This is a genomic window from Parabacteroides faecalis, from assembly GCF_022809355.1.
In the GTDB taxonomy this organism is placed as follows: Bacteria; Bacteroidota; Bacteroidia; order Bacteroidales; family Tannerellaceae; genus Parabacteroides; species Parabacteroides faecalis.
This window is the reverse complement of sequence record NZ_JAKZMM010000040.1, coordinates 25856-37458: the sequence shown is the minus strand read 5'-3', so window position 1 is coordinate 37458 and position 11603 is coordinate 25856. Positions and strand designations below refer to the sequence as shown.

Below are 11603 nucleotides of genomic sequence, written 5' to 3'. Positions count from 1 at the left end.
ATACTTTCCAAACTATATTTTTTCAAATGATCTCTACGAGGATCTGATACTTTTTCTAATATAGAAAATATTTCCATTACTTCTTTGATTTTTATTATTATCCCTTTGACTACCTAAAGATAAATACTTTTTAAAAGGTCTGGAAATTTGTAATGCGTCAGCCCTGTAATAATATTTAATCCTATCCTATTAGATACAAACTTTTCATTCAAAACACTCAACATTCAGCTAAATCGATTAATATCTAATAATCACAAAGTTCCTAAATAAATCCGAAAACCCAATACTTATTTTCCTGTTTTTATTCTTCTACAACCCATTTCTCAATACCTCTGACATCTTTACTGAAATTCACACCAATCTTATATATTTTGCGGGAATCCGAAACAAACGGAGCTGTGTACTGCTTTTCATGGATCTGCCTCATCGCTTCATCTGCAGAGCCATCCAATTTAAATTCCATCACATAAATATATTTGTCAGTCTTCACCACTAAGTCTATCCGACCATGGGATGTATGATATTCAGCCTGTGTATAGAAGCCTAAAAGTTTAAATACAATGAAAAGAACATTCTGATAATGTAATTCCAAATCCCTTGTCAGCTCATAAGGCGTATCGGCAAAGAAACTCTGTAACCGGCGCATGAAAGAATCGATATCGCCCTTACGCACATCCTTGACAAAGCTTACGATCTCAAAAGAAGGATTCCCTGTTTCCAAATGTGCATAATTCAGTAAAAGATAACGGGTAAAACCCTCTTCAACTTCCTTATTCGGGAAACCTAATGAATACACATCGAATTCCTTGTCGTATCCCTTTATCGTGAGATAGCCACTCTGATATAAAATAGGAACCGGATTCGTATTCATCGAATCTATTCCTCCTAAACAGTCGGCACTGGCCAATTCTTCAGTCAGACGATGCAAATTATATTTACTACGTTTCAACAATTCTACCAGAAAAGTCGGCGTACCGGTTTCGAACCAATAGCTACCGAATCTCATTTTGGCAAACGTATTCAATAAACTGAACGGATTGTAAATATCATCGCTATTCCCTGCAAAATGATAACCGTCGTAAAGTTTCTTCAACGTTGATTTCGCTTCTTCCGATGTCATTCCGTTATTTTCCCCCAACGCTATAATATCTTCTTGGAAATTCAGGTAAAGTTCTTCTTCTGTTATTCCACAAAGATTAGTAAAACGGTCATCAATAGATATATCCATCAGATTATTCAAGTCGCTGAATACACTCACCTTGCTGAATTTTGTCACTCCGGTAAGCAAAGCAAACTTGATATATTGGTCACAACTTTTCAATGTTCCATAAAAAGCTTTCAACGTGTTCCGATAATCGTTCAGCAAGGTTTCATCGCCTAAGGCTTGAAGCATCGGTTTGTCATATTCATCAATCAGAATGACAACATGATGTCCCGTCTTTTCTGACGCACGCTGTATGATTCCCTGAAAACGCAATGACAAACTGGTTTCACTGTCTCTTTTCCCATAGATTTCTTCCCATCTGCACAAAACATTATGAAGAATTCCATCGAGTTTATCCGGACTGTCATACTTCTCGTTGTTTAAATCAAGATGTAAAACGGGATATACGGTCCAATCCTTCTCCAATGTTTCCATGGCCAAACCGTTGAAAAGTTCTTTCTTACCTTGGAAATAAGCCTCTAAGGTAGAGATAAGAAGACTCTTTCCGAATCGTCGCGGACGGCTCAGAAAATAATATTTGCCACTATACACAAGCCGATGAATCAATGCCGTCTTATCTACATAGCAATAATTACCCTTGCGTATTTCTTCAAAATTCTGTATGCCTACCGGATAGATTCTATTCATAATATTCCCATTTTATCTATTGCAGTCCATCTTGTACATGGCCTTTACAAACATACTGATTTTTTATTTCTCGTCCAAAATTATACATCCGAATAGGAATTATTACGAAGGTAAGTTCTACAAAAAAAGGTGAGCCAACTCACTGACTCACCTTTCCCTTTATCCTTCATGCTGATTCATTTACTCAAAAACATCCATCGGACGGCCAATCCATACTTGAGGTTGCTGGATAGCAAAGATAGAAGCGATAGTCGATGCGATATCAAACTGCATCATACTGTCTTCCAGTTTATAGCCTTTCTTGATATGCTGGCCACAAATAATAAAAGGCGTTTCCATTTCCTGCATGGTACGTCCACCATGTCCCTTTTCGATTCCTCCATGGTCGGCAGTTACAATGATGATACTTTCATCCCAAATACCAGCTTCTTTAACCGCCTGTACGATTTCTCCTACATAGCCATCAATCTCTTCCAGCTTATCGTAATAGGCCGGTGTATCATGACCCGCAGCATGCCCAACATGGTCTAAGGCATCGAACACGATATTCACCAATGCCGGTTTCTTATCCCGAATATATTCAACAGCACAACGGGCCGTAGCCGTAGAATCTTTGCTCACTTCCGCAACATGACGGTCATAATTAACTGACAATGTATCCACCAGATAGCGGATTCCATCCCATTCGTAAATATTTCCGATCTCTGCTTCGGGAGCAACGGCTCTCAACTCAGAGAAGATGGTCGGGAAAATTCCGTTCTTATTTACTACCCGCGAAGGCAGATCCGGTACTTGCGAACCCCATTCACAATATCCGTGTAATTCCGGACCGGCTCCCATATACATCGAAGCCCAGTTGACAGCACTCGACGAAGGCAATACCGAACGTTTCTGCAAGGTATAAGCACCACTGTCCATTAAGAAACGGATGTTAGGTATTTGCGCTTTCTCAACACTATACGAACCCCATCCATCAATACCGATCAAAACCACATGCTTGGCTTTCCATTGCGGGGCTTTTTCAGCGACAGGTTGTGAAGTACAGCTCATAAAACCGAACAAACAACCTATCCACAACAAAAACAATACTTTTCTCATTCTGACTATACGTTTGTGTTTCTACAATATCCTTTTACCCTTGCCAATCAAATAACCTGCTTAAAGGCTTTTCCCAATGAATCAATCAGATCTCCGGCTATCATTCCACGTTCACTCCATTGAGCTGCGGCCAAATCACCAGCTGTCCCATGTAAGAAAACACCTGCTACCGCTGCCGTTTCCGGTTCATACCCTTGCGCCAGCAAACCTAAGATAATGCCGGTCAAGACATCACCACTGCCAGCTGTTGCCATTCCCGGATTACCGCAGACACTGTAATACACATTTCCTTCGGAAGTACAAATAGCCGTGTAAGCATCTTTCAAGACAACGCACAATCGATGTTCCTTGGCAAACTCACGAGCCTTCTGCAACCGCTCGTAAGCAGAATTGCTGGCTCCAGCCAAACGGTCAAATTCTTTCGGATGCGGAGTCAGAATACTGCGGGTCGGTATCTTATTCAGAATATCCTTATTCGAAGCGATCAGGTTCAAGGCATCGGCATCCAACACAACCGGTTTGATGACAGCCGACATCAGTTCGTCCAAAGCCACGGCTGTTTCGATTTGCTGTCCTAAACCCGGTCCTACTCCCAATGTTGTATAAGGTGTAATATCCGGAGCCACCGTAAAGAAATCCGTATGCGCATCCAAATCAACCATCGCTTCCGGCAGAGCCGTTTGCATCATCAATTCTCCGCATTTAGGCAAATGAACCGTCAGCATCCCCACACCACTGCGTAGACAAGCGCCGGCAGACAACTGAGCTGCTCCTAATTTACCGCGACTTCCGGCTACCAACAAGGCATGACCGTATGTTCCTTTATGCGTAAATCGTTTACGAGGCTGGAATACACAAGCAATATCTTCTTCCGTCACCAAATAATAATTCGTCGGCGTATCTGCAACAGCTTGTGGATGCATATTGATATTCAATACCTTCCATTCACCTACATACACTTCATTCTCGGGCATCAGAAACGAGAGTTTCGGGAAATTGAAAGTAAATGTCTTATTAGCGCGGATGATACAGTCCTTGTCATTCTCTCGGTTGTCTTCACCAAACAAACCTGAAGGAATATCGATCGAAACAATTTCAGCCGGTGTGCTATTGATATACTTCACCAATCCGGCAAAGCCTCCACTCAACGGACGATTCAGTCCCGAACCAAACAGACCGTCGATCACCACATCCCGAGATGACAGATAAGGCGGAATGAAATTATCCCGTATCTCTGTAAATTCCACCTGATCAATATTCAATAAACGACGTTTGTTCTCTGCACACTCCGGACTCAGATAACCCGTCGGGTTAAACAGATATACAATGACCTTATACGATTCGTCCAATAACTGCCTGGCAATGCCCAATGCATCAGCCCCATTATTTCCCTGGCCGGCAAAAACGACAATCCGATGCATCTTCGAGTAATGGTTTCTAAACTCATTCACAAACGCTGTAACTGCCTCTTCCACCAGATCGATCGGAGCAATCGGCATATTCAGAATCGTGTATTTATCAATATCTTTAACTTTTTCTGTTGCAAATATTTTTATCATAGCTTTCCAGTATTCTTCGTCTTTAAATTATTTCCGACAAATGTAAGGATTTGTTTTCATATTTTCTTTGTTTAATCCAACATTCTATTTTCACAGATCCAGTCTTCAAAAAGTTTCCCGAACAACTTGCATGCAAATGTAGCAGTTCGTTCTTCATACACCATACTGAAAGTTCGAATAACAACAGATAAAGTCAGATAATACTATTTATTGCTATACCCAATCAAGTAACTAAGAAACTTTGTCATTGTGGAATATTCTGAGAGAATTAGAGAAACGTTCAATCCACGTTTACCAACTCTTTTTCCTAAACTTTTTCCAAGGCAGTTACATATATTACTATAAACCAATAATTTACATAACACTAAAATTCTCTAAAATCATTTACATTATTTTAAAGCCACAGAAGCAGCCACATTTCAACCAAATAAAAAACTAAGCGTCAAGCCCTTATAAGCAGAATCCAGCCACACTCATGCCACAAAACCAACCACCTTATATATTAGAAAGAAAGAATAAAGAAATAAAGATAGAAAGGGTTGCTTTCAAAAATCAAAAAATACGGCAACATTCCATCCCGTTATCCTCTCAATCGGTTGTCACGAGAATCCCAATGAATTCTCTCGAATATCCTTTTTGATTCTCGTTGGTTTTCCTCTAAGCCCATAAGAACACCCTCCACAGAATAACTGACTTTATCTGTGATTAACCGACCCTAATAGACCTTAATCGTCTGCCGCCCCAAACCCGCCAACTATCTTTGCCTGAGGGTTTTCGGAATAGACTTTTATTTATCAATAACTAATCAGACTGATTTATGGAAAATTGTAATAACACAAAACATAACCGGATCATTATTCCCGCCAACAAGCTCAATACATCCGGACCGGACCTTGTAATCCAATCTCTTCCATCGACGAAGCATAGCGCCGGGTGATGGTCGTCGCATAATTGCCTAAAGGTGTAACGAGTTTTATTTGTAACTGATTTTCTCCCGGTTTAAGTTTGTGCCGGATATCGAATACGGCTTCGCCATACCAATGGGTACCAATCTTTTCGCCATTGAGATAGACCTCGACAACGCCCCGAGCCTTTCCGGTATTGATAACGCGAAAGGCGTTCGGATCATCTACCCGAAATGTCGTTGTATAGCTTAATGTCCCGGCAAAATGCTTCATCCAGACAAAGGGCAGTGTGTTGAAATCGACCAGACTGTCTATTTCAAAGGTCTGAGTTGAACCGTCTACATGGTTTGCCTGTACGTTCCATACCTTACCGATCAACCGGACGCTGTCTGGTTCCAGAGGAAGAGCCTGGTAAGGTTTACCCGTTTTCAGCTTGTCAAAGACGATGAACTTAGATTCGGCCGGACCAAACCGTAATGCCATAGAAGATCCGTCCTGATCAAGAAGATATCTTTTTCCGGTTTCAGCATCCCAAAGCCAGGCCTGTTTACCCCGAACGGCATCGGTAAAGCTTAAATTGACCTGATAGCTACACTGACGGTTAAAGTTGGTAATGAAGAAAATATCCTTATCACCAGATTTGTAATAATTATAGAACATCCATTTGACCGGTTTATCTACTTTTACATACGGCTTCAGATCCAATTCTTTCTGTACATGGGCAAACCATTCCGTCTGCGGTAAAGTTGGAGCCGGAATATTGACAATCCGATCCGGATAAGCTTCGAACAAGTTATCGAAAACCGATTGAACGGTAAGCGACTTTTGCTCATAATCAGCAAAACCAATGCTTTGATGCGGTCTTTTTCCGATACAAATAACCTTACCTCCTTTTTTCACAAACTGTTCAATGGCAACAGCCGTTTTGGGATCCAGACTTTCTACATCCAGTAAAATCAGCGTCTGATAGGTTCTGGGACCAAACGACAGTTTTCCCTTCGCTATCCGCGCCTGCTGTAAAATATGTTCACTTACATAATCACATCCATTTCCGTTCTGATGCAGATTTTGCCACAAGTCATGGGCATAAGCCGGGAAGATATTTTCCGGGAACGGATCCCGTTGTTGGCCTAAAACAGACCACATATCTTCCAGAGGCGGAAGAATGGCTATATCCGACTGCGGAATACTGTTTTGCAGTATAGCACTGACGCGAGCCTTATAATCCATCCAGTAATGATAATACGGCCAGAAGGTATTATGTTCGTTGAAATAATCACCGTATTGCACCCAACCCGGGAAACCGGCTTCGCGGGGACTATAATTAAATCCATGCAGAATAGAATGGTTGACACCGGAGATATTACTCATATCGCCCGTTATTTTGATGTCTTCCAATGTTGACTGATAGATATTCCCCGTATTGGTCAGCTCTTCACAACTGACTTTTCCATTTCCGGCAAGCAATGAGCCTGAAGCCGTAAACTTATTATTGCATGAGAAACCATGTCCCTCACCAATGACTCTATTCTCTGTCAATTTAAAGCCAACATCCTGCCATAACCACGATTCACATTCAGGAATATCAATATACATGCTCGATTCCAGCGGATGTAAAGCCCGGCCATAAGCCTGAACTCGCGATTGTACCCCATTTTTCCGGCACCAATCATTTAACGTATTGATGAAGTTCTCCTGAAACAGATAAATCTGAAACCGCTCGAAGTCATTTCGAACCCGATATTCCACATCCTTTTTTATCTTCTCAGAAAATGTACTGCCATAATTTTCGGGTAACGGATTCCCCATATGTCCAATCTTCTTGATAATATAAGGTAAATAAGGATATAAAGAATAGCCAAAATATTTTTCCCACTTTTCCAACATACCGTCACACCAGTTGGCTCCTTCCAATTCAAAGCTATCGACAAAGGTAGCCCGGATCTTCCCTTTCAGGCTGGGATCATTAAAATGGACCTTATCTGACAATCGGGATAAATAAGCCAGTACGGCATCTTTATTAAAATGGTTCAACACCGGACCACTGGCTCCCGGAGCTCCATTAATCACATTCATATAACCGGTCATCTTCACAAAGAAATAAATGACATGTTCGCCAGCCGGCACTTGAACGGTTATCTGATCCTTATTTACCAAAGAATCAAAAGACGTTCCTTCGGTAAATTCGTCTACTCGGGCAGGCATCAGCCGAATATATACCAACTCTTTCAACGGATGTTCATTCTTGGAAGCAATCGGAGGATTCACACGCGCCAGAAGTTCATCTTTTCGAATGGAAAAATCCGTTCCCGTTTTTCCGCCATCTACCTTGACTGTTTCAATTGTAAGCATCTGCAACTGCTGGTTACGAGGCAAAAACTCCCCACCAAACGGCCATCCGGAGCCACCGATCATATCACAAATCATACCCCGTTCCCGGCAAGCATCGGCTGTAAAGGAAATCATATCCGCCCATTCATCCGACAAATAAGGCTTGCTTTGATAATTCAGGCTATCAGCCCCATCCGGAAATCGGATCGAATTGATTTCAACACCACCGATCCCAATTTCTTTCATCAAATCCAATTCACGTGCAATCTCGTCTTTATCGATCTTCAATCCATTCCACCACCATCTCACAAAAGGTCTGTACTGAGCTCCCGGATTCTTAAAAGTCTCATACAAATCCCCTTTAGCTTTAGAGAATGAAGATTTAGTAGGTAAATTTTCTCCATTGGAATAAAAAACGGAACCTATTAATAACAAAGCTGATAATAATAATCTTTTCATATCTTATATATTCCCATTCTAATAAATACTTTTGTAAAGGTATGGAATCCTTTGCACTCCTAATCTATTAAAACTGATTCAATAATTATCAAAAATGATTTTTGATAATCAGAATTTCTAAAACACTTAACAAGCAACGTAAATTTCCTATCTTTACAAACAAAAAAAGCATTGCTAAACTTAAATTGATATGAACCCTAAAAGAATTCACAGTAACTCTAGCTGTCGGTTTGGTCAAGTAGGAAGACATAACAGTTCCTAAAGCCTACAGCCACCTGCCTCTAGAAAAAGATATAGATATAATGTGCGTAAAACTTTAAACGATACTTATTATTTACTCTACCATGTAAGGAATAGAGTTTACTTGGATTGGTTGAGTGAAGAATACGTACAAGTTTAAACACACAGTTGTGTGCAATGGAAAAAGTAGATAATGAAGAAAATAATAATTTGATGAACAAGGAGGAAAAACATTTTTTGAATATTCAATCGGATTTTTATCACTACATGATTACTGAAGGTGGTTTAACCCCCAAAACGAGTAGGGACTATATTTCGAGATTAAAATTTCTTTCAGCAACTTATCATATAGATAATACTTTAGATGAAGAAGGCGTAGAAGAAATTTTACGGAAAGAAGAAGTATGTTATATTGAAAGAAGTAAATATAACACACGAAAATCCATCTCTGATTTTCGTTCCGGTTTACGTAAATTTTTAGATTTTCTGAAATCTGATTATCATAAGCGGTATGAAAATAGTATTTTATCTGAAATTAAAATGATTAAAGAAAATCATCATTTATCTGTTACTGAAAAAGAAGCAATTATTTTGTCAAGAAGGGGGCAAGGAGTCTTTCGTAATGACTTGATAAAGTATTGGGGGGGATGTGCTATAAGCAAGTGCTCTTTAACAGATATATTAGTGGCTTCTCACATAAAGCCTTGGAAAGATTCAACAAATGATGAACGGTTGGATGTATTCAACGGATTATTACTTTTGCCCAATTATGATAAGCTATTCGATTTGGGCTATATAACATTCAATCCTGAGGGAAAAGTACTTTACTCAAAATTGCTTTCCAAAAACGACAAGTATTTATTGGGATTGACTGCCACATTGTCGCTTTGCCGTATAGAAGAAGCGCATAAGAGTTATTTGAAATATCATAAGGATTATTGTTTTATTGACTAAATGGAATTAAAAAAGGGATCAACTAAATAATATTAGAACTAGGTATTCAATCCTAACTTTTAACGGATAAAACTCTTTTAAACATAATCTTCCCCCTACATTTGATAGATGTAGCTTACGCCTATCAAAAAAATCCCTACTTTTATCAGAAAGAAACCTATTCTGATAAAAGTTTAGCTTCATTTGTTTTAATGAACCTCATCCTATCAAAAAAAGGAATACAGTTGATAGGATGAAGCTACATCTATCAAATAGATGGGAAATTTTATCATAACTGATTTAAGACAGACAAAATCAGCCACTCTTTTGTCATAAAATGACTATTTTTGTAGAAAAACAAAGGATATATGGCAATAACAATCCCACAAATCAGCATCGACGAGGTTTACATCAGTGTCCTCAAGGCGAAATTGGTCAAGAACGAAGAAGGTTGGAGCAAAATGATACCGATCGACCATGCTGTACGCCCCAGCGGTTCCATAATTATGGACGCCCTCGTGAGGCTTCTCAACGAAAAAAGGTATTACTACCCAGCAGAAGTGGCGGAGTATTTCCAAAAGAAAGTAAGAGACCTGGACGGGGCAATCCGGGTACTCACCGGTATGTCTCTTTCTCGCTTTATGTTACTCTACCGTTTGAAGCAAGTCCAGGAATACCTGTGCTGCACGTCGCTGACAGCCATCGAGATTGCCACCCGGTGTGGCTATCCTAATTCGTCCACCATGGGCTATCTGTTCCGGAAAGAATTCGGAATGACTCCGGGCATGTATCGCCAAGCACACCGTCCGCGAAATTACAACGAACTATATGCGTGGTAAAACAGATATGGCTTTATGCCTCTGTATTTCATTCTTTGTATTTTGATACACCTTCATTTTTTTAATTATCCCCGAAATGTTGTAACTTTGCAACCTTAAAAGCAGAGTTATTATGGATAAGATTCAACTAAAAGACAAGAAATTCAAGTTATTTATTCCGCAGGAGTCCATAGCGAAAGCGGTTGCCCAAGTGGCTCGGCAAATCGAGCATGACATCAAACAGCACGAAGATCAGGACGTTCTGTTTGTTTGTATCCTGAACGGAGCCTTTATGTTTGCTTCCGAACTGATGTCGGAATTGAATGAATCTTATGAAATCACGTTTGCCCGCTATGCATCATATGCAGGGACAAACAGTACAGGTGTCTTACAAGAGATCATGCCTATCCGGGAAAATATCCAGGGAAAGACATTGATTCTGCTGGAAGACATTATTGATACGGGCTTTACGATGAAGCACGTCATCGCGAAGCTGAAAGAACAGGGTGCTGCCGAAGTCAAACTGGCAACCATGCTCTTCAAACCGGAATCTCTGCGTTGTGACCTGAAACCGGATTACGTAGGTATTCAGATTCCACCGGCTTTTATTGTCGGACACGGACTGGATTACGATGGTCTGGGCCGTGCTTATCGGGACATCTATGTGATTGATGAGTAAACTCAGAAACTAAAAAATATATATGTATCATTTTGGCAATTCAGGGAAACGATGCTATTCGAATTCCGATTGTCAAGTAAAAAAAGGAAGTGTTATATGTTGAATGTAGTTATTTTCGGTGCTCCCGGTTCAGGAAAGGGAACACAAAGTGAGCTGATCATCAAAGAATATGCTTTGGATCATATCTCAACAGGTGATGTTTTGCGCTCTGAGATGAAGAATGAAACAGAACTGGGTAAAATTGCCAAAGATTACATCGAAAAAGGTCAATTGGTACCAGACGAACTGATCGTAAACATGTTGGCTAAGGTTCTGGATAGCAAAGCTAATTCAAAAGGTGTTATCTTTGATGGTTTCCCTCGTACAATCCCGCAGGCTGAAGCACTGAAGAAGATGTTGAACGAACGTGGTACAGATGTATCTATCATGTTGAACTTGCAGGTTGACGAAGACGAATTGATCAAACGTCTGTTGGAACGTGGTAAAGTATCAGGTCGTTCTGACGACAATCTGGAAACAATCAAATCTCGTCTGGAAGTTTATCACAAACAGACAGCTCCGTTGGCCGACTTCTATGTAAATGAAGGCAAGCATGTAGCTATTAAAGGTATGGGGACTATCGAAGAAATCTTCGGCCGTATCAAAGAAGCTATCAACGCAGTAAAATAAGTTCAATCCATCAATGGGCAAGAGGACAAGTCTGCTTCTCCCCTTGCCCATGTATAAACT

Annotated in this window: 8 protein-coding genes; 4 read left to right on the top strand and 4 right to left on the bottom strand. The window is 40.3% G+C overall.

Translation table 11 applies throughout. From position 1 onward, the window contains the following. Window positions 1–301: 301 nt before the first annotated feature. From MUN53_RS13950 to MUN53_RS13935, 4 genes are all read right to left on the bottom strand, one after another. Window positions 302–1852, bottom strand: coding sequence for an ATP-binding protein (locus tag MUN53_RS13950; RefSeq protein WP_243326082.1), 1551 nt, complete (start codon window positions 1850–1852; stop codon window positions 302–304). Window positions 1853–2032: 180 nt separating this feature from the next. After that, the gene (locus MUN53_RS13945) at window positions 2033–2902 is read right to left on the bottom strand and encodes an alkaline phosphatase (RefSeq protein WP_243326084.1); all 870 of its coding nucleotides are present in this window, start codon (window positions 2900–2902) and stop codon (window positions 2033–2035) included. 95 nt (window positions 2903–2997) lie between these two features. Further along, entirely contained in the window at window positions 2998–4509 is a 1512-nt protein-coding gene (locus MUN53_RS13940) for an NAD(P)H-hydrate dehydratase (protein ID WP_243326081.1), read from the bottom strand. Window positions 4510–5381: 872 nt separating this feature from the next. Further along, window positions 5382–8204 carry a glycosyl hydrolase gene (locus MUN53_RS13935; protein ID WP_243326080.1) on the bottom strand — a complete coding sequence of 941 codons (2823 nt, stop codon included), beginning with the start codon at window positions 8202–8204 and terminating at the stop codon, window positions 5382–5384. Between the two features lie 417 nt (window positions 8205–8621). Between MUN53_RS13935 and MUN53_RS13930 the strand changes: the two genes are divergently transcribed. The 4 genes from MUN53_RS13930 (at window position 8622) to MUN53_RS13915 (ending at window position 11543) form a co-directional block, all read left to right on the top strand. After that, on the top strand, window positions 8622–9398 hold the full coding sequence (locus MUN53_RS13930) for an HNH endonuclease (RefSeq protein ID WP_243326079.1): 777 nt from the start codon (window positions 8622–8624) through the stop codon (window positions 9396–9398). A 347-nt stretch (window positions 9399–9745) separates the two neighbouring features. Continuing rightward, complete coding sequence (locus MUN53_RS13925; protein ID WP_243326078.1) at window positions 9746–10216, top strand: helix-turn-helix domain-containing protein; 471 nt, start codon at window positions 9746–9748, stop codon at window positions 10214–10216. 112 nt (window positions 10217–10328) lie between these two features. Then, window positions 10329–10874 carry a phosphoribosyltransferase gene (locus MUN53_RS13920; RefSeq protein WP_243326077.1) on the top strand — a complete coding sequence of 182 codons (546 nt, stop codon included), beginning with the start codon at window positions 10329–10331 and terminating at the stop codon, window positions 10872–10874. A gap of 96 nt (window positions 10875–10970) precedes the next feature. Then, a complete protein-coding gene (locus MUN53_RS13915; RefSeq protein ID WP_022455164.1) occupies window positions 10971–11543 on the top strand; it encodes an adenylate kinase in 573 nt (190 codons plus the stop codon). Window positions 11544–11603: the final 60 nt, after the last annotated feature.

Excerpts from the sequence above, each read along its gene's own strand:
- MUN53_RS13940 (WP_243326081.1), bottom strand. The coding sequence starts at position 4,509 with ATGATAAAAATATTTGCAACAGAAAAAGTTAAAGATATTGATAAATAC.
- MUN53_RS13925 (WP_243326078.1), top strand. The coding sequence starts at position 9,746 with ATGGCAATAACAATCCCACAAATCAGCATCGACGAGGTTTACATCAGT.
- MUN53_RS13930 (WP_243326079.1), top strand. The coding sequence starts at position 8,622 with ATGGAAAAAGTAGATAATGAAGAAAATAATAATTTGATGAACAAGGAG.
- MUN53_RS13945 (WP_243326084.1), bottom strand. The coding sequence starts at position 2,902 with ATGAGCTGTACTTCACAACCTGTCGCTGAAAAAGCCCCGCAATGGAAA.
- MUN53_RS13920 (WP_243326077.1), top strand. The coding sequence starts at position 10,329 with ATGGATAAGATTCAACTAAAAGACAAGAAATTCAAGTTATTTATTCCG.
- MUN53_RS13915 (WP_022455164.1), top strand. The coding sequence starts at position 10,971 with ATGTTGAATGTAGTTATTTTCGGTGCTCCCGGTTCAGGAAAGGGAACA.
- MUN53_RS13935 (WP_243326080.1), bottom strand. The coding sequence starts at position 8,204 with ATGAAAAGATTATTATTATCAGCTTTGTTATTAATAGGTTCCGTTTTT.
- MUN53_RS13950 (WP_243326082.1), bottom strand. The coding sequence starts at position 1,852 with ATGAATAGAATCTATCCGGTAGGCATACAGAATTTTGAAGAAATACGC.